This is a genomic window from Cytophagaceae bacterium ABcell3 (assembly GCA_030913385.1).
GTDB lineage: Bacteria > Bacteroidota > Bacteroidia > Cytophagales > Cytophagaceae > ABcell3.
The window spans coordinates 3,381,508-3,401,098 of the sequence record CP133159.1 but is presented as its reverse complement, the minus strand read 5'-3'; the positions used below and the strand labels follow the sequence as shown (position 1 = coordinate 3,401,098).

The following is a 19,591-nucleotide window of genomic DNA, read 5'->3' as shown; positions in this document are numbered from 1 at the left end:
TGATTCTTTAAGCTTTTATTTAATACAAATAGTTTAAGTTATTTAGTATTAGAATGATGTTTCTAGGTATTTAAATTAAAAGATGGTCTCATTGGGAAGAAATTTATTGAGGTTCTCTGTGGTTTTTGTTTTCCTTGCTCTACATTTTGTAGCTATGGGACAGCCAGGAAATCTAGATAGAGGAAGTGGAAATTTAGGTCGAGGGAATGAAAATGGAGGGAACCCTTTGACAGAGTTTGACATTCAGTCTACCCCTCGAGGCAAAGGTGTTTCTGGCTACATTGAAATAAAGGAAGGGGATCGGCTATCTGTAGCTAATTTTGTTCGTGAACTATTAAAAGACAAACCAGCACATAAATTACGGGAGAAAAAAAGGGAAAAGGATGCGCTTGGTTTTGTACATATCAAGTATCAGCAATATTATGAAGATGTTGAAGTAGAAGGTGGGGAGTATATTCTCCACACACAAAATGGTTATGTGAAAAGTGCTAATGGTGCCATTCAAAATATATATAACTTTGATGTTAGTCCTTCTTTGACTAAAGAAGCAGCACTATCTTTGGCTTTAAACTTTTTAGGCGCAGAGAAATACAAATGGGAGATACCGGAAGAGGAAGAGCTTCTTAAAGAAATGACCGGTGATAACAACAAAACTTACTATCCTGAAGGAGATTTGGTTATAACCCCAATTGATAAAGAAGCAGCATTTATACTTTCATACAGGTTTGACATTTATTCCGAAGAGCCTCATGGCAGAAAGTTGATATATATTGATGCGAAAACTGGCGAGGTTATATCAACCTTGGATATGATATGTCACATAGATGCAGAAGGGACTGCACATACCAGATATTCAGGAGTGCAGCGTATAATGACGGACCAATTTTCGGAAGGGTATCGGTTAAGGCAATCTGCGAGGGGAAATGGAGTCGTTACGCTCAACATGCATAATGGCACTTCTTATCGTGAAGCTTCCGATTTTGTTAATGAGTCGAATGTGTGGAATAATGGAGAAAATGAAAATGCTGCTTATGATGCACATTGGGGGACAGAAAGCACCTATGATTATTTTTTAGAAAAGCATAACCGTAAAAGTTATGACAATGAAGGTGCTATACTTGCTTCATTTGTTCATTATTCAAAGAACTACAACAATGCCTTTTGGAATGGTAGGTGGATGACCTATGGAGACGGAGATGGTGTTAATCTTTCTCCTTTGACCTCCTTAGATATTATCGGTCACGAAATTGCTCATGGGGTAACTAATTATTCTGCTAATTTAATCTATGCCAATGAACCGGGGGCACTCAATGAATCTTTTAGTGACATATTTGGAACCGCAGTAGAGTTTTATAAAGGAATAGATGCCAACTATCTTATTGGAGAGAAAATCTTTATCAGAGGAGGCTTTTTGAGAGATATGGCTAACCCTAAACGGCGTAGGCATCCCAATACCTATGGTGGAGAATTTTGGTACACAGGTACTGGCGATAATGGAGGGGTACATATCAACAGTGGTGTGCAAAATCACTGGTTTTACCTTTTGTCTGAAGGAGGAAGTGGGGTAAATGATTTGGGTAACGAATATCAGGTTCCTCCAATAGGTATTGAAAAAGCTGCTGCTGTAGCTTACCGGAACCTGACTGTTTATCTGACACGTTTTTCAGATTATCAAGATGCCAGGATGTATTCTATACTGGCTGCTGAAGATTTATTTGGAGAGTGCTCAGATGAAGTTAAATCAGTAACCAATGCTTGGCATGCTGTTGGTGTGGGTGCTCCATATTATGAAGGGTTGAAGGCAGGTTTTGCTGCTTTAAATAATAGCTCCTGTCGTTTGCCCTTTACGGTGTCTTTTGAAAATGAGAGTCTTAACGGAGGTGATTTCCATTGGGATTTTGGGGATGGGAATTCTAGTAACGAAAGTCATCCATCCCATACTTATTATAAAGAAGGTAGTTACTCAGTTAAGTTAAAAGTTAATGGCTCTGTATGTGGGCGTGAGCTGGAAGATTCTCTGACCCTAGAAAATTTTATCAACATTAATCAGGAAGAAGGCCCTGTGGCAGAGTCAAACGGTCGATGTGGCCCTGGTTCTGTAAAGCTCTCTGTAGAGGAAGAGGGTATGTTTAATTGGTATGATACTGCTGTAGGAGGCAGTCCTTTATACTCAGGCAACTATTTTGATACGCCTGAAATATATGTGGATACAAAATTTTATGTAGAAAGGGAAACCCAACCAGGCAATGTGTTCTCTGAACCTATAGACCATCAATTTGGAACAGGTGGCTATCACAATAACTCATCGACTCAGTTTCTTATATTTGACTGTTATGAACCAGTAGTTTTAAAATCTGTGTGGGTCAACTCAGCTGCTTCAGGTAGAAGAAATATCCATTTATGGGATGAAAATGGTGCATTGGTGAAAAGTTTTTCTGTGCATATACCATCAGGAACCAATCGGGTAAAGTTCGACCTGCCTATAGAACCTGGTAGAAATTATAGGTTGGGTGGCTCATATATGAATTTATATCGTAACTCCAGTGGAACTTCTTACCCATACAATGTCAATAACCTTATTTCTGTACATGGTAGCTCAGCCGGTAGTGAATATTACTACTATTTTTATAATTGGGAAATACAGCCGCAAGCTTGCCTGTCTAAACGTTCAGAGGTGGTTGCGCATGTTTCAGAGCAGCAAAAGCTGAGTATAGAAGGACCTACTAATGTTTATGAGGAAGAAATGGATATTGCTTATAATGTAGGAAAGGAGCAGAACACTAGCTACTCATGGCGTGTTCCGGAAGATTGTGAAATTATTTCAGGCCAAAATACTTCTAGTATAAAGGTCAACTGGGGCGACTTTTCGGGATTCGTAAATGTGGAGTCTTTATATCGTGGGTGTGTTAGCTATGACTCTTTACTTGTTGTTGTAAAAAACAAGCTTTCTGTTTCTTTGCTTTACTTGAAGGCGCAACAGCATGATAACATGGTTGATTTGACATGGTCAACGGCTTCTCAAAAAAATACCTGTTGTTTTGTTGTTGAGAAAAGTTTTGACGGTGAGAGTTTTACAGCTATAGGTGAGGTGGCCGCTTTGGGAGAAAGCAGTCAGGTCAACTCATATGACTTTACGGATGTTTTATCAGGTTTTCAGCCATTGAGAGGGAAAAAGCTTTTTTATAGACTAAAGATTTATGATATGGATGGAGACTTTGATTATTCTCCCGTAAAAATTATTCAACCAGAATCTGTAGAGTTCAAAGCATTTGCTTACCCTAATCCGGTGCAGATCGGCAAAAATTTGCTTATAAAGTTTGATAAAATTAGCGATGGCCCTATTATGTGTCATGTTTCTGATATTGCAGGAAGGAACCTTGGCATTTATAAAATATCTGAAGAGGAGAGCATGGCTGGATTTTATTTTGACACTTCAAGTTTAAGCAGTGGGGTATATCTTTTTAGGTTTCTTAATGCCGGATATTCGGATATTGTGAAAATAGTGGTACAGTAAGTGCGGTTTTTACTCTTAAAACTGGAAATTTTTTTTTATTTGCATGTATGGATATAGTTGATTTTGGCAATACAGGCCTGCGAGTTTCGAAAATCGGACTAGGAATGGCAGCATTAGGCCGTCCTGGGTATATCAATCTTGGACATAACGAAGACCTAAAGCGCGTGTATGACCCTTTAGTTATGGAAAAACATGCTTCAGAAGTATTGGATTTAGCTTATAAGCATGGGATAAGATATTTTGATGTTGCCCGCAGTTATGGAAAAGGAGAGGAGTTTCTAGCTAATTGGATAAATAACCTTCCTGACAAGCGAAGTCTTATAGTAGGGTCCAAATGGGGCTACACTTATACTGCCGGTTGGAAAGTACAGGCCAGCAAACATGAGGTGAAGGAGCATTCTCTTGAAGTTTTACAAAAACAATATCCTCAATCTCAGAAGAACTTAGGAGAAAACCTTAAAATTTATCATATACACTCAGCCACACCGGACAGTAAAGTTTTGGAGAACCCGGCCGTCATTGAACGGCTGTGGGAGCTAAAAAGGTCGGGAATTATACCAGGGCTTTCGTTGAGTGGGACAAGCCAGGGTGAAACATTGGAAAAAGCCATGACTATACAGCGAGATGGAGTATATCTGTTTCAATCTGTTCAGGTAACATGGAATATCTTAGAACAGTCAACCACTGAAATACTCAAAAAAGCACAGGCAGCAGGCTTTGGGATTATTGTAAAAGAATCATTGGCAAATGGTCGCCTTACAGCACGTAACAGTGAGGCTTCTTTTGCTGATAAAAAAGCTGTTTTAGATAAACTGTCCGCTAAATATCAAGTAGGAATAGATGCATTGAGTATGGCATTTGTTCTAAAGCAGCCATGGGTTTCTGTCGTGCTGAGTGGTGCTGCAACAAAACAACACCTGCTTTCGAATTTACAAGCCAATGAAATAAATATTAGTGAGGAGGATATAAAAAGCTTAGCAGCTTTGAAAGAAACGCCTGAGGTTTATTGGAATAAAAGAGCCTCGCTAGAATGGAATTAATGACCTTTTCTGAAAAACAAAATTAACAGCCCTTGCCGGGCCCGTTCCGGCATCTGTTGGGAGTTCGCAGAAAAGTGGTTTTTTAATAGATGTATTTATGGATAATGCTACTTGCCAACAGACCCCGCAACAGGTGCGGGGAGAGAGCAAAAGGTTTATTTTTTCTGCTTAATTTCACCTTATGCATAACTATTTGGGGAGACTTCCCCTGAAAATAAAATTAACCGCCCTTGCCGGCCCCGTTCCGGCGTCTGTTAAGAGCTAGCAGATTTTTAATAGACGTATTTACTTACAATCAGTGAATCCAGATTCTGAAAAAAAATGTTCCGCCCCTAACGGGGCTATAACTAATATGTTAACCTCAGTCTACCAATATCTCGTCCCAAATGGGACTTGACTGGGAATAAGCCCTGTTAAGGGCGAAATATCGGTAGAAACCTTGACCTTGCCCCAGTTAGCCCTAATCGGGGCGAAACATATAAAGGAGCGAACCATATTCCGAAAAGTAGTTTTCAAAAAGACGTGTTTTTACGGACACTGCTACTTATTAACAGACCCCGCAACAGGTGCGGGGAGAGAACAACAAAGTTTATTTCTGCTTTATTTTACCTTGTGCAAAATTAATTTATCTATTTTCCGCATGATTGTTGGTGAAAACACCAACAACAGGGTGTGATTTTGGATTAACGGGATTGGTCTGAACTTGTATGTGCTGTTATTTTTTCGAGCTGAAGAGCAATCCTTGAATCCATTAATCTTGTGAATCCTGATTCTGACAGATTCCGGGTGACTTCCCCTGAAAAACAAAAAATAACAGCCCTTGCCAGCCCCGTTCCGGCATCTGTTGAGGGTTCGCAGATGCTTAGTTTTTAAATTATGTCGCCACCTTCGGGGCTTAAATAATAATGTAATTTTGATTCTATAATCATATCGCCCCTTTTGGGCTCTGGATATCATTAAAATTACCCCTATAAATTACCTGTCACCCTGAGGAACGAAGGGTCTGTTAGACATTGCCTCTTTTGCGACACTAAAAGGTAATCCTTAAATCCTTTAATCGGGCGAATCCCGATTCTGACAAAAAGGACACTGGCACTAGATAACATTTTGATAATACCAGTATTCACAGCGTACCGTAAATTGCAAAATATCTTGGTGACTATACCTGAAAAATAAAATAACAGCCCTTGCCGGACCTGTTCCGGCATCTGTTGAGAGTTAGCAGAAAAGTGATTTTTTAATAAACGTATTTTACGGGTACTGCTACTTACCAACCGACCCCGCAACGGGTGCGGGGAGAGAGAGTATAAGGTTTTATTTCTGCCTTTAATTTACCTTAGCAAAATCAATTGATTACGCTATTGCTTTTCAGTATGTTCTGAAGTACATAAAATTTAATAGGGGAAATATTTTGATGTTGTCTGGTCAAAATCTTAACTTTATGATAAGGGTTGGGTTTACAAACGAAAAATCAATAGATAAACAAAAACTGGCTTAACCCATAATGAAGAGCAGGCCGCATCCGTTTTCGAACGGACCTCGCCCAAAAAGCAGGTTAACAGCGGAAGGTCGACATATATGGAGCGGCTGATTCCTGTAAAAAGCGGATTTTTCGCTCCCAGCCCTTTTTTTCCTTCTATATTTTTAGTTTAGGTGTCGTCGTAATGCCTCCCATGAAAAAGATCAGTGTAATTATTGTATTTGCTTTCTTGGTTTTCCTTAATGCTTCCTGTACCTCTTTGTTGGGAATTAAAACAAAATCAGAGCGGCCAGTTTCTAATGTTAGCGTAGTTAAGGAAAGATATATTTGTCGTAATATTGATGTTTCTAGATTTAAGGTAAGTATTGTTGATGGTCAGTTAAATCTGTTTAAAAACAATGGGCTTATTCAGATTGAGATTGAAGGTACACTTTTATTAAACAATGAGGATGATAATATTTATTTCAAAAAGTTTAAGGCCATAGAAAAAGTTATTTCGAACCATACGCTACCTGGATGCAAAGTAGAAATAGAATTAATTCCAGTGTTTAGTAAAAGGCAAAGACATAAAGACAAAACTTTCTATAGTCGTCAAGAAAATGGTATAGGTTTTAGAACAGCATTACAACATCGGTTATATTCAGGATGTTTTGGAAGCAATGATGTTAGTATTAGGTTTATTGGCCATGAAGAAAGTTTTATTATTTATCAAGGAAAATAAGCCAGTCTACTTTTTAAGCTTTGCTCAAACTATTGATTAATTGAGCCTATGTTTATTGGATTTTGGTGTCAAATAACTAATGGGTGAAAAGTTAACTGTTATATCGGTTTGAGGATCTTGCGCATATAACTTAAAAAGGCTGCCTTACAGACAGCCTTTTTAAGTTATATGCTTATTATGGTCATTCTATTCATATTTTCTTCTTATCCACTTTTCGGCTGATATTATTAGGTAAACAATCAAACCTGCTCCAATAATTCTAGCCCAAGACTCCAAAGTAATAGGCATTGTATGGAAGAAAGTGTTCATGACTGGTACGTATATGAACAGCAACTGGGAAACCATCATAGCGCCTATACCTCCAAATATCCAAGGGTTTGAAAATATCCCTATTTGGTTTAGTGGCTTTATAAGAGAGCGGCAATTTAACAGGTAAAAGGCCTGAATCACAATGATGGTGGTAGTTGTGGTTGTACGTGCGTAATCAAGTGATACACCAAGTCCAAGTTCGTAATGGAAAAGTCCTGAGGCGAATAAAAGTATCAGGAAGCCTACCAAAAGCGTCCTCATGATCAATTGTTTTGTAATCAGGGGTTGGTCTGGGCTTCGCGGAGGGCGCTCCATAATGCCTGGTTCGTTCGGTTCAAAAGCTAAAGGAAGGCCCAATAAAACCGCCGTAGTCATATTTACCCACAAGGCTTGAACTGGTAAAATGGGCAATAATACTCCAAGAAGAATAGAGGCCATAATGGCAAGTCCTTGTCCTAGGTTGGTAGGTAAAATCCAAACAATAAACTTGGTAAGGTTGTCAAAAACTCCACGTCCTTCTTCAACAGCACTTTCTATAGATGCAAAATTATCATCTGTTAGCACCATATCAGAGGCATCTTTGGCCACTTCGGTACCAGTTATTCCCATAGCCACCCCAATATTGGCCTGTTTTAACGCTGGGCCATCATTTACCCCATCACCGGTCATTGCTACCACATGTCCTTTGGACTGTAATGCTTTTACCAGATAAAGTTTTTGCTCTGGGGCTACCCGTGCAAAAACAGCTGTTTTTTCTGCAATGGCTGGAAAATCATATTCAGATAGTTGTGAGAGCTCTCTCCCTGTGTAGGCTTTAAGTTTATCTCCTTCTTTTTCACCTTTCAGGCCTATCATCCCAGCAATGGCTGATGCTGTGAGTGCATGGTCACCGGTAATCATCTTTACCTGGATACCTGCCTGCTGACACAAATCAACAGACTGTTTCGCCTCTTCTCTAGGAGGGTCTATCATGCCTTGGATTCCTAAAAAGACAATATCTTTTTCCAAGTCTTTGTGCGAAAGGTGTTTTTTGTTTTTGTTGAACCTGTGAAAGGCAAATGCCAAGACACGCAGTCCATCCGAAGCCATTTTTTTAGCTTGCTCTTCTATGGTATCTTTATCGAGTTCAGCCTCGGTGCCATTTGCCAGTAACATTTTGTCACAGCGTTCCAGCAGGGCCTCAAGGGATCCTTTGATATAAGCGGTGGCATGTTCATCTTTTTCATGGAGCGTGGCCATGTATTGATGTTCTGACTCAAACGGGATTTCATCAATTCGAGGGTGCTTTTCGTTTTCTTTGTCAGCGTCAAAGCCTCCCTTTATAGCAGCCACATAAATGGCACCTTCTGTAGGGTCGCCTTGTATGTCCCACTTGTTATTTTTTTTCGTTATTTTACTGTCATTGCAAAGTATGCCACACCTAAGGCATTCACTCAATACATGATGCTCTTTTAAGGTGATTTCTTTTTCTTCTTTTGTTATTTTTCCTTCAGGGGCGTAACCTGTTCCTGATACAGTAAAAAATTCACCACCAGAGAAAATTTCCTTGACCGTCATCTGGTTTTCGGTAAGGGTACCTGTTTTGTCAGAACAGATGACTGTTGTGCTACCAAGTGTCTCTACGGCTACCAATTTTCTTATTATCGCCCTTCTTTTGGCCATTTTCGAAACACCTAAGGCAAGCATGATGGTAACTGCTGCCGGAAGTCCTTCAGGAATAACAGAAACCGCAAAAGCCACAGACGCCATAAATATTTCTGTAAATTCCTGCCCTCTCAAAAGGCCTATGCCAAATGTGGCAAGGGTCAAAACAATAATAACCAGAAGTAATTGATGGCTGAACTTTTCAATCTTAACAGTAAGTGGGGTTTTAATGTCCTGAGCAGACATAATGTGACCGGAAATCTTACCCATCTCTGTTTTGTCGCCCGTGGCAATAACAATACCCGAACCTCTGCCATATGTAACTACAGTAGAGGCATAGGCCATATTGAAGCGGTCTCCCAGTACAGTATCTTTTTCAAGTACTTCTTCTTTTTTATCTACAGCAACTGATTCTCCTGTAAGCGCTGATTCATCCAATCTCAGGTCTTTCACTCTCGTCAGCCTCAAGTCAGCAGGAACTCTGTCGCCCGACTCTAAAAATACTAGGTCTCCAGGCACCAATTCAGAGGCATCAATATGTGTTTTTTTGCCACTTCTAAGCACAACTGCTTTTGTTGTCATGCTCTTGGACAATGATTCAATGGCACTTAAGGCTTTCGACTCTTGTACAAAACCTATAATGGCATTGAGCAGTACAACAGCAAAAATTACAACTGCGTCTAAATATTCTCCTAGAAAAATTGTGACGGCGGTAGCACCTAAGAGAATATAAATGAGCGGCTGGTGAAACTGCATCAGGAAGCGTTTTAAAGCACTGTCCTGTTTCTTTTTGCTAATTTCGTTTCTTCCGTACTGCTGTAGCCTTTCTTCAGCTTTACTGTTACTGATGCCTTTCCCCGAACTGGTCTCCAGGCTTTGTTCGATATCCTCAACTTTAAGATTGTGCCAATCTTTATCTGGAACTTCCTTCATGGTGTCTAAAAATTCAAATAATAATTAAAAAGATGGTTCTTAAAATGCTTATAAATATAATACAAACACAATGCCATTAATTTATAATAGCTTAATTGCCGTATTTGTTTTCTACCAATAAATCATTTATTGCTAACTATGTTATTTTCTAATCTTTAAAGAATGCTTTGTGTTAGCTAATAACACAGTATTCACTTTAGTAGAAAATGATATGTTACACTTTTGTAGTGATGTTCTTCATTTTATGAAGGTAAAAAAATGAGGTTAAGAAAAAAACCGGAAAATACTTTTTGGCTATACTTTCCGGTTATATTGGTGCTTTTTACCTGAATAATGCTATAGAACTTTCTATTAATTAGCAAAATAAATCAGATCAGTTGTTTCTTTCACTTTTATCCTTTAACCGTAGCTATGCTTTTGCGGCCTTAAGTGCTTACTTATTGTTATTTTTGCTCTTCATGACTAAATCTATCATATAATTCAGACTTAAGCTTTTTGAAATATGCCCTGTTCGGCAAGTTTAGGCCCTGAGTTGGCAATTTCTTTACTCACGCCCGCTTCATATTGTTTGAAGTTTTCAATGAACAGGTTTATCAATTTCTTTTTGGTTTTAAAGTACCTGCTTTTGTCCTTCCATGTATTTTCTGGAATAAGTATATCAGCAGGAATATTCGGGCAGGACAACGGTATTTGCAAACCAAAGTCCGGATCGGTAACAGAATCTGAACCTGCAAAGCAATTGTTATGAATGCCATCTATAATGGCACGGGTATACTTAAGTTTGATCCTGGAACCTGTTCCATAATCCCCCCCTGTCCATCCGGTGTTTACCAGCCATACCTTGGCATTATGCTTTTTTATTTTACTTGACAGCAGTTCTGCATATTTGTTGGGGTGCCATAACATAAAAGGCGCACCAAAACAGGCACTAAAAGTAGCCTTTGGTTCACTTATGCCAACTTCTGTACCAGCAATTTTTGCAGAATAGCCAGAAATGAAATGGTAAGCTGCTTGCTCTGGCGAAAGTGAACTTACTGGCGGAAGGACGCCAAAAGCATCGCAGGTAAGGAATATTATGTTGTTAGGGTGACCGGAAACACATGGTATTTGTGCGTTTTGGATAAATTGGATCGGGTAGGAGGCCCGGGTGTTTTCTGTTATGGTGCTATCGCTGTAATCTACAGACCTACTTTTATTATCGTAAACAACATTTTCCAGTACTGTGCCGTAGCGTATAGCTTTATAAATATCAGGTTCACGCTCGGCAGATAAACCTATAACTTTTGCATAACATCCACCTTCTATATTAAATATCCCTTGGTCATGCCAGCAGTGTTCGTCATCTCCAATAAGTTTTCTGTTGGGATCTGCACTTAATGTTGTTTTTCCAGTTCCTGACAGTCCAAACAGCACTGACACATTATTGTCTTTTCCTGTAGTGGCAGAGCAATGCATAGGAAAAACGTCTTTCAGAGGCATTAGATAATTCATGATAGAAAAAATACCTTTTTTCATTTCCCCTGCGTATTCTGTGCCGAGTATTACCACCTCTTTCTGTTCTAGGTTAATGTCTATGCTTGTTGTTGCTTTGCATTGGCCAGCGTTGAAAATGACGTAATCAGGTTCCCCAAAGTCCTCTATCTTTTCTGGCATAACAAGCATGTTTTCCATGAATAAAGCATGGTATGGACGTGTGCATATGATCCGTACTTTAAGTTGGTACTTGGGTTCCCAACCTGCATAGGCGTCTACTATATACAGTTGGTCTTGTTGGTTTATATAACCTATAGCTTGTGCTTTGTTTGCATGGTAACTTTCCTGATCTGTCGGTATGTTAATTTTTCCCCAGTCAATATTTTTTTCAGACGGACTGTTTTTTAAAATTTTCCTTTGTTTAGGGCTCCTGCCAGTTTTTTCTCCAGAATATACCATCAGCGCACCATTATCTGCCAGGGCTGTTCCTTCTTCTTTACAAATAGCGTGTTCGTATAAGTCAGGCGCACTTATGTTTCTTAATAGCTTTTTAACATGTATATTATATTGGCTTAGGCTAAATTCCATAGTAGTATTTTTTTGCGCTTTTTAACTTTACCTATTATTAAAATGACTGCTATGGGTTCATAATGTTGATGATTGGCTTGAAATATATAATAAGGCCTATTGGCAACAGGCCTTATCGCAATAAAAGTGTACTGTAAATGCCTGCAATATTTATAAGATATTTTATAAGATATAGGTGATAGAGTTTTTCGCTTATTTCTCCCAAAGGGTTATTTTTTATACCTATGCCTGATGCAGAATTTTGGTTTAACAAAGTCTTTTTATGCTTGTTAATTACCAAAGGAATTTTTTCAATACCCATCAGAATGGATAAATAAGCAGCCATGAAATGTACTCATTGTCGCACTAATTACTTTATAACTATTATGTAGGGGAGGTATGGCTGAAAAGAAATCAGGAAAAAAAATGACACGGCATCTGGGCACGCCTTCTGTATTTGCAATAGCGACAGGTGCCATGTTCAGCTCTGGATTTTTTCTATTGCCAGGTATTGCAGCCGATGAATCGGGAGCTTCTGTGCCATTGGTCTATTTGGTGGCAGGTTTGTGTATGTTGCCTGCTATTTTTAGTATTGGCGAATTGGCTTCGGCCATGCCGCGTGCAGGAGGGCCTTATATATTCCTTACACGTGGACTTGGGCCAATGGTCGGTACTATAGGTGCTGTAGGTATTTTTCTTCAATTATTGTTTAAAGGAGCTTTTGCCTTTGTAGGTGTTGGTGTTTATCTATCGTTGATTATCGATGTACCTATAGAATTTGTGGCGGTGGGGTTGATCGTTTTTTTTACAGCCTTGAACCTGATAGGCGTGCAGCAAACAGCTACTACTGAGAAAATAATGGTTGCTGTGCTTTTATTGTTGTTGGTTTACTTTGTTACGGCCGGTTTTACTGAAATCTTAACTACCGGTATCAGTTTTAAAGAGCAGGTTGAGCCTATTTTCCCTTTTGGGTTTATGGGGTTTATCTCTGCTGTTGCTTTGATATCAGTATCGTATGGAGGTTTTCAGCAGGTGGCAAGTATATCGGAAGAAATTAAGGAACCTTCAAAAGCCATTCCGAAGGGAATGATCTGGGGGTTGGTTATTTCTACCTTTTTTTATGTTACGGGCACGGCAATTATGGTTTTACTTATATCTCCAGAGGCGCTACGTGATGACAATACACCAGTGGCCACGGTTGCAGAATTGATCAGACGGTTACCTTTGCCAATACTTGGGGTTGTAATAGCAGCATTGGCTGCTTTTGCCTCTACCGGAAATGCAGCCATACTTTCTGCCGCTAGATATCCTTTAGCTTTGGCAAGGGACAATCTGATCTGGTCGGAATTTGGCCGCTTGGATAAAAAAGGAGTACCACGTTTAGCTGTTATTTTTACCGGACTGGCTCTGACTTTGCTAGTTGTTGCTTTTGATGTTGAAAATTTAGCAAAATATGGTAGCGTGTTTTTGCTTCTGGCATTTACAGGATTGTCTGTAGCTGTTATTGTTTTTAGGGAGAGCAAACTTAAAGAATATAGGCCTGGCTATAAATCTCCTTTATACCCGTGGATTCAGATACTAGGTATATTTATATACTTGGCTTTGATTGGGCTTAGTGGGGTAGATGCTCTTGCTTTTATTTTTTTTGTTGTCGCTTTGAGTGTTGGCTGGTATTTTGGAAAAGGTCGAAAGCGGGTTCGTGTATCTGGTGCTATATACAACTTGTTTGGCCGGCTTGCACGGCATGTTTCGCAGGAAAGTCATGCGGATGTTACTAGTGTTCCGGTATTTAATGATTTATCTGGGTTGGTAAAAAGAGCTATTGTCTTAAGTCATGTGAAAGACGAAGGGTATACTGAAGTAACTGAACATATAGCTAAAGTTTTGAAAGATAGGATAGGAGGAGGCGTGGAAGAGCTCACTAGGTCCATTAGACAGGAATCCGAATCATGGAGCAGTCCATTAACCGATGACATTGCTGTTTCATCAATACTTTTAGAAGATATTGAGCAGCCTGAAATGATCATTTTAAAAGGAAAGATTGTATTAAATGGCAAAAGCTTTAGTGGACTGATAGTAATGGTTGATGACAAAGAGGCGCCTGAAAGATTTTGGAGCTATTTATCATCGCTTTCTGACATTATACGTCAACCTGAGTTTTCAAATAAATGGCGCAAGGCTTCTAAGCCTGAAGAAATAAAAGAAGCTTTAATTCAAGATATCCGTACGATAAGCTTTACGGTTGGGGATGAAACCCATACAGCCTCTATGGTAGGAAAAGATATAGGTAAACTTGGATTGCCTGAAGGCAGCCGTATTATGACTATACAGAGAGATGGAAGGCAATTTGTTCCAAAAGAAGGGCATAAGCTTGAGAAAAACGACAAAATAAGTATTATTGCAGAAAAAGATGCCTTAGAAAAGATTAAAGGTATGTTAGGTTAGTGGTGATTAAAATGAACTTTGAGAGAAAAGCAAAATGTCAGAACGAGTGAATGTACAGGATTTGGAAAAGGAAGTTGTATTTACAGCTTCTAGAAGCGGTGGGGCCGGAGGACAGAATGTCAATAAGGTAAATACCAAAGTGACACTGTTGTTTGATGTACGCAATTCCTCCATTTTGGACGAAGCGGATAAGTCGAAAATGGAAAATAGGCTGTCCAATTATATCAACAAGGAAGGTGTGCTTGTTATTTCGGCATCAGAAAAACGCTCGCAGTTGCAGAATAAAGATATTGCGCTTCAAAAGCTGGATAAGTTGCTTGCTAAGGCATTTGCAAAGAGAAAACCAAGAAAAGCTACAAAACCTCCTAAGTCGGCAGTTAAAAAGCGGTTGGATATAAAGAAGAAAACCAGTGAAAAAAAGCAATGGCGGAAAAACATTGATTGACAAAAAAACGCCTTTGATAATTAATATTAAAGGCGTTTTTTTATTAAAGTTAAGGAAGTCTAAAAAGCTAAAAAGCCGATGCCTATTCTGAAATTTATTGCTTGGTGCCTGCTCAGCCTTTCTAAAACTGGGTAGGTAAAATCAATTTCATTAGGGTCGTAATCGTCGTCTAGAAATCTATTAGTCTCCCTACTTTGTGCTAAGAAAAAACCAGGAATTATTCTAAACCTGATTCCAAAATCTATCAGCAAGCGATCAAAAGCCACTACTTGCCTACCAAAACCAACCCCAAGAAGCATTGAAGTGCCAGACTGAAGTTTTTTGTGGGTATTAACGCTATCTTGGGTAGCACTCCAAAACAATAGTTGTGTTTCAAAATCAGCATAATTGCCCATGGGCGCTAAATTGCCTGAACTACCACCATACACCCTATAGTTGAGCCCCAAACTTTGTACGTAGATCCTTTGGAAAACATCTATATACTCTGGGTCAATATAATCGTCCCTCCCATGGTCATAATTGGGTGGATATTCAGCAATATCTATCTCTTTCTGACTTATAGCTGTACGAAAAAAGCTGTAGGTTAAACCAATAGATGTCTTTCTGGTAAGGACATATTCCAGCCTTGCTAAGTGGGAGTAATTAAAGGATGGAAAAGAGGTAAGGTTGTTTCCTTTGTAGTTAGGGCCGTCAAGAACAGATATTGATTCCACTGCATAGTTTATGGAAAACTTTTTACCTTGATATCCTGGCTGTGCTTGGGAAGTTAAGGTGCTTATAAATAGAATTAGAACTATATATATATACTGCATTTTATCTGTTGGTTTTTATTTGATAAAAAAGGTCATAAAGGGTAGCATTAATTTGGCTGGATGAATCCATATAGCCTATACTTTCGGCTTGTGCATGTACAATTTCTCCGGTTTTTATGTCTAGTACCAGACAATAAAAGTTTGTGGCATATTCAGGGGTGACCATTTTAAATAGGTAATATGGTATGGCAGGAACAAAAAGGTAACCTAGGCTACTTGCTAAAAGAAGGTTACCCAATTTTCCTCCTTTCCTGCTTGTGTGTCCCAAAATACCCATCCAGCAAAAGTATTTTGTGTCGTATTTGCTTATGAGTTCGTTTACCAGCTCTCTGTCAAGGTTGGTGATGGGAACTTGGTTGTCCAAGTGTGAGAGTCTCTCTTTGAACCAACTGTTTAGAAAGGCGAGGTCGTTATACTTCTCCAAATCGTTTTCTTTGAAAACTATGTCATCAATAACCTCTAAATCCAGGTTATTAAGATTAGCATTTTTGAAAATGCGCTCGCTCAGCCCCAATTGAGCGTTTTCGGACTTTAAGAACTTCCTTGGTTGGTCTTTTCTATGGTCGAGCTTGATGTAAAAAGGATTAAATACCACCATTTTGTCAATTCCATGGGCGTGGCCCCGTCTTTTGATGAGCTGTTTTTCACGTGTTTCTCGTTTTATCCTTGCCTTACGTTCTTTAGCGGTTTCCTTCTTCTTGGTGTTCTTTTTTGTAATTGACTCTTCAATCTCATCAAACTTTCTGACAAAGTCTTTATCTTGTAACTTGTCTATAAAAGCGAAATAGGTAAACTCTTTGTTTTCCTCTACTTCCTTCTTCTTCTTTTGCTGATGTTTTATTTTTTCATACTTGGTCAGTTTTGCTATGTCTACCTCATCCTCTTCTTCTTCTTGCTGTACAGTTTTGGCTAGTTCATTTCTTTCGACACTCGATAACTTATCACGGTTTTGAAAATGTTTTTCTACTAAAGATTCAAAAACTTTATCTGTGAGCAATGAAATTTCTAAGTCGTCAGGGTGTTTTTTATTTAAATCCCAGAGGTAATTGAGGGTCACTGTATTCATGTCTTTGGCACTCATAGATTCAAAAAGGTGGAAAAGCTGAGAACTTTCTCCTTCTATTCTATCTGCGGCCGTATGTACTTTTTGTTTGTCGCCTTCATTGTAATAAGTGGTTAAGGCGTACAATGATTTTGCAATTATTTTTTGAAGGAAGAGGCTTTCTGGATCTTCTTTTAATAGCATGTATGCTTGATAAATTGCTTTTTCGTAATTTAGGCTTTGCTGATATAAATGCGCAATTTCATATCTGGCCTTTTTTCTGACATCCAGAAAATCTTCTTCTGAGACAATGAAATCTTTTTTGCCTTTGGAGTCAATATCCGCTATTTCATTGAATATGTATTCCCGTCTTTTGTTAATGCTAGGGTGGGTGCTTTTGCTTTCATCTCCTTCCTCTGGCTCTACTATCTCATTGGCTGTTTCCAGAAAATAATCTTCAGGGAATTTGAGATGGTCTGTTTCAAAAAAAGATCTTTCAAACTTAATATCATCAAAAGGAAGGTAGGCATATTGTAGCACATCAAATACGCCCATAATTTTGTTGGTGCTATAGTTACTCCTTAAGAAAATTTCAAGGCCTTCCAGATCCGCTTCAGTTTCCCTTTCTTTAGAGTAATTGTTTTTGGCCAAAAGCTTTTCCTCTACTGAAAGTTTCTTGTACATGCCTTTGCTTTGCTTTATTTTTTGTGTTTCAATATAGCCTTCTAAGACATGGTTGTGGGTATAGTGCACCATTTCGTGACTGAGTATAAAAGCAAGCTGTGCTTCTGTAGTCAACTGGGCCAATAATCCAAGGTTAACAAATATCATCCCTGAATTAGTGGCAAATGCATTTACGTGGGGAGATTTGACCGCATAAATTCTGATTTCGCTCCTAAGTTGTGGGTTGTCTTTTAAGAGCTCGTCAGCTACTTTATTGATGTAGTTAGTTACAGGGTCGTTAAACAGCACTTTCCCACTATTTAACAGTTCACGTAGCCTAAAGCTGTTTTCTAGGAAAAAGTTTTTTTGTGCTTTTTTTTCTCTGCGTTTAATACCATCTTCAATCTGCTCTGTTTCTTGCTTATAGGTTTCTGATGAGAGTGTGGTAAAGTCGTTAGGGATTTTTCCTTCTGATCGCAAGAGCTGGTAGTCTTGGGCGGAAAGTCCATTAATTAAAAACAGGAAAATAAAATTTATTAAGTAGAGTTTTTTCATTTGATGTTAGTTTAAAACCAGTAGTAACTGCCACTTTGGGAAGGATATGTGTACGAATTTAAGACAGATTGGTTTATTTTTAAAGTTTTTTAATGGAAAAAAGTGGCTTTCCTATCTTTTTAGGGATGGTGTCTGGTAGTTTTTTTAAGTAAATTTAATATTAAATTAATATAGCCTTTATCGGTTTGGAGAAAGTGGTTTTTTCTGTAAGGTTTGGACGTGAAAATTCAACAAATGTATGGGTAATGGGTTTTAATGAAATGAAAAGTTTCTTAAGTATAATATTATTGTTACTGGTGTATGTAGGCCATGCTCAAGGTGTAGACGTGCCTGTGGGCAAAACAGAATATAAAGAGTTACAAACATTTGAATGGTATGAACTTGGTTATGAAAACTATAGGCCTAAAAAAAGAGTAGTAAACGACCTTGGGAATGACCTTAACCAGTTTCAGGTTCTGATTTTTGGTGGCACTTGGTGTCCTGATACGCAAAAGCTTTTGCCTCATTTTTACAAAGTGCTTCATGATGCAGGTTACCCCTTAGATGATGTTTCGCTTTATTTGTTGGATTTTGATAAGTCAAGCCCTGAAGGGGAGGAAGAGAACTATGCAATAAAATACATTCCCACTTTAGTCCTAATGAAAGATGGGGAAGAGGTTGGTCGTATTGTGGAACGGGTAAAGAAAAGCGTGGAAGTTGACTTAAGGGAAATTATTCGTGATAAGTAGGCGTGCTGAAAAATGTGCCAAACGGTATGGTCCATGCGTAACCATAAGCTAATGCTTTGTGGCTAAGTACACGTATGATTTTTTTGGCAGCCCCTAAGTAGGCACAGGCTAACTTACTTGAATTTAGTTTAAGATCATTTTTAAAGACAAAATACCTATCGCACTAACCTATTATTTGTTTAGTGGCAAGTGCTCAATTTTATCCTACCTGAATTTTTCTATCCTGACCCACATTCATAGTTACAGCTATGGTTTTTTTAAAATACCACCTTTTATTTGATTGTTTTTAACAAATTTGTTAAACTTGGTAGTTAAAGCTTTTGTCTTTACTAATACAGTTAGTCGTATCCCGTTGTAAAATTTGATGTTTGGGTTTATAGTGTAAGGTTTTTTTGATAATGTACTGGTTGATAGGTGTTAATGGGCTGATAGTTTTACGTTAAATAATTTATGAAACCAAATTTGTTTTGTTCATGAAAGTAATCATAAAGTCACTTTTAGTTATATTTTTAAGCATTATAATTTCTTCAGCGACATTTTCTGAGAAAGGAAGAATTGTAATAGAAGTGGAAGGATTAAGAAATTCAGAGGGTAGTGTTTTGGTCAGTATATTCAAGAACAAAGATTATCTGGAAGAAAAAGGAGTTGTTTCCTATGTGGTGGGAAAAGTCAAGGACAAGCAATGCGTGTTGACAAGTGAAGAATTGCCTTATGGAGATTATGCAATCGTGCTTATTCACGACGAGAATGATAATGGGGAGATGGATTACAACTTCATGAAGATACCTAAGGAAGGCGTTGGGTTTTCAAACAACCCTAAATTGGGTCTGAGCAAGCCCTCTTATGAAGAAACTAAGTTTAATCTTGATGCTAAAGAGGTAAAGCTCAATATTAAAATGAAATATTTTTAGCTAGGGCGCGCTGAAAAACGCCCAAATATTTGCTGTTAAGTATTATGAAATTGGTTTATGATGATCAGGTGCAAAGTTTTTCTTACTTAAATTCAACAATTCCCGTGTATTTGAATTTGTCAAAGACCAAAATATTAGTGGTTGTTTGGGCTAGCCACAAGCGCACAATCTCTTTATGGCCTCACAATTGAAGTATTCCAATACGTCTTCATGTAAGGCCATACGTACCTTGCACACTTGTGACTTTTTCAGCAGGCCCTAGCTAACAAACATCAAACCATCCGAAGGTTGATTCTGATGGTTTGATGT

11 protein-coding genes are annotated in these 19,591 nt (G+C 38.5%); 7 read left to right on the top strand and 4 right to left on the bottom strand.

Going from position 1 to position 19,591, the window contains the following annotated elements; genetic code table 11:
- Positions 1 to 91 precede the first annotated feature (91 nt).
- The 3 genes from RCC89_13645 (at position 92) to RCC89_13635 (ending at position 6,755) form a co-directional block, all read left to right on the top strand.
- Positions 92 to 3,514 (top strand): M4 family metallopeptidase, encoded by a 3,423-nt coding sequence (locus RCC89_13645; protein WMJ74202.1) that lies wholly within the window; start codon positions 92 to 94, stop codon positions 3,512 to 3,514.
- 104 nt (positions 3,515 to 3,618) lie between these two features.
- The gene (locus tag RCC89_13640; GenBank protein ID WMJ74201.1) at positions 3,619 to 4,554 is read left to right on the top strand and encodes an aldo/keto reductase; all 936 of its coding nucleotides are present in this window, start codon (positions 3,619 to 3,621) and stop codon (positions 4,552 to 4,554) included.
- Between the two features lie 1,673 nt (positions 4,555 to 6,227).
- On the top strand, positions 6,228 to 6,755 hold the full coding sequence (locus tag RCC89_13635; GenBank protein ID WMJ74200.1) for a hypothetical protein: 528 nt from the start codon (positions 6,228 to 6,230) through the stop codon (positions 6,753 to 6,755).
- 186 nt (positions 6,756 to 6,941) lie between these two features.
- On the opposite strand, the gene RCC89_13630 is transcribed toward RCC89_13635, so the two are convergent.
- Both RCC89_13630 and pckA read right to left on the bottom strand, forming a co-directional pair.
- Complete coding sequence (locus RCC89_13630) at positions 6,942 to 9,641, bottom strand: cation-transporting P-type ATPase (GenBank protein ID WMJ74199.1); 2,700 nt, start codon at positions 9,639 to 9,641, stop codon at positions 6,942 to 6,944.
- A 486-nt stretch (positions 9,642 to 10,127) separates the two neighbouring features.
- Entirely contained in the window at positions 10,128 to 11,702 is a 1,575-nt protein-coding gene (pckA, locus tag RCC89_13625; GenBank protein ID WMJ74198.1) for a phosphoenolpyruvate carboxykinase (ATP), read from the bottom strand.
- Between the two features lie 405 nt (positions 11,703 to 12,107).
- On the opposite strand from pckA, the gene RCC89_13620 reads away from it, so the two are divergent.
- Entirely contained in the window at positions 12,108 to 14,126 is a 2,019-nt protein-coding gene (locus tag RCC89_13620; GenBank protein WMJ74197.1) for an amino acid permease, read from the top strand.
- Positions 14,127 to 14,160: 34 nt separating this feature from the next.
- Entirely contained in the window at positions 14,161 to 14,571 is a 411-nt protein-coding gene (gene arfB, locus RCC89_13615) for an alternative ribosome rescue aminoacyl-tRNA hydrolase ArfB (protein WMJ74196.1), read from the top strand.
- Between the two features lie 59 nt (positions 14,572 to 14,630).
- Here the strand turns inward: arfB and RCC89_13610 are convergent, their stop codons facing one another.
- Together RCC89_13610 and RCC89_13605 are read right to left on the bottom strand one after the other, a co-directional pair.
- The gene (locus RCC89_13610) at positions 14,631 to 15,383 is read right to left on the bottom strand and encodes a hypothetical protein (protein WMJ74195.1); all 753 of its coding nucleotides are present in this window, start codon (positions 15,381 to 15,383) and stop codon (positions 14,631 to 14,633) included.
- Between the two features lies 1 nt (position 15,384).
- Positions 15,385 to 17,643: a M48 family metallopeptidase gene (locus RCC89_13605; protein WMJ74194.1), complete on the bottom strand. Its 2,259-nt coding sequence runs from the start codon at positions 17,641 to 17,643 to the stop codon at positions 15,385 to 15,387.
- 260 nt (positions 17,644 to 17,903) lie between these two features.
- On the opposite strand from RCC89_13605, the gene RCC89_13600 reads away from it, so the two are divergent.
- Together RCC89_13600 and RCC89_13595 are read left to right on the top strand one after the other, a co-directional pair.
- On the top strand, positions 17,904 to 18,371 hold the full coding sequence (locus RCC89_13600) for a thioredoxin family protein (GenBank protein ID WMJ74193.1): 468 nt from the start codon (positions 17,904 to 17,906) through the stop codon (positions 18,369 to 18,371).
- A gap of 473 nt (positions 18,372 to 18,844) precedes the next feature.
- Entirely contained in the window at positions 18,845 to 19,282 is a 438-nt protein-coding gene (locus tag RCC89_13595) for a DUF2141 domain-containing protein (protein WMJ74192.1), read from the top strand.
- The last annotated feature ends 309 nt before the right edge of the window (positions 19,283 to 19,591 follow it).

What these genes read in the sequence shown, in the direction of transcription:
- RCC89_13640 (WMJ74201.1), top strand. Translation starts at nt 3,619, where the DNA reads ATGGCAGCATTAGGCCGTCCTGGGTATATCAATCTTGGACATAACGAA.
- RCC89_13635 (WMJ74200.1), top strand. Translation starts at nt 6,228, where the DNA reads ATGAAAAAGATCAGTGTAATTATTGTATTTGCTTTCTTGGTTTTCCTT.
- RCC89_13630 (WMJ74199.1), bottom strand. Translation starts at nt 9,641, where the DNA reads ATGAAGGAAGTTCCAGATAAAGATTGGCACAATCTTAAAGTTGAGGAT.
- pckA (WMJ74198.1), bottom strand. Translation starts at nt 11,702, where the DNA reads ATGGAATTTAGCCTAAGCCAATATAATATACATGTTAAAAAGCTATTA.
- RCC89_13620 (WMJ74197.1), top strand. Translation starts at nt 12,108, where the DNA reads ATGACACGGCATCTGGGCACGCCTTCTGTATTTGCAATAGCGACAGGT.
- arfB (WMJ74196.1), top strand. Translation starts at nt 14,161, where the DNA reads ATGTCAGAACGAGTGAATGTACAGGATTTGGAAAAGGAAGTTGTATTT.
- RCC89_13610 (WMJ74195.1), bottom strand. Translation starts at nt 15,383, where the DNA reads ATGCAGTATATATATATAGTTCTAATTCTATTTATAAGCACCTTAACT.
- RCC89_13605 (WMJ74194.1), bottom strand. Translation starts at nt 17,643, where the DNA reads ATGAAAAAACTCTACTTAATAAATTTTATTTTCCTGTTTTTAATTAAT.
- RCC89_13600 (WMJ74193.1), top strand. Translation starts at nt 17,904, where the DNA reads ATGAAAAGTTTCTTAAGTATAATATTATTGTTACTGGTGTATGTAGGC.
- RCC89_13595 (WMJ74192.1), top strand. Translation starts at nt 18,845, where the DNA reads ATGAAAGTAATCATAAAGTCACTTTTAGTTATATTTTTAAGCATTATA.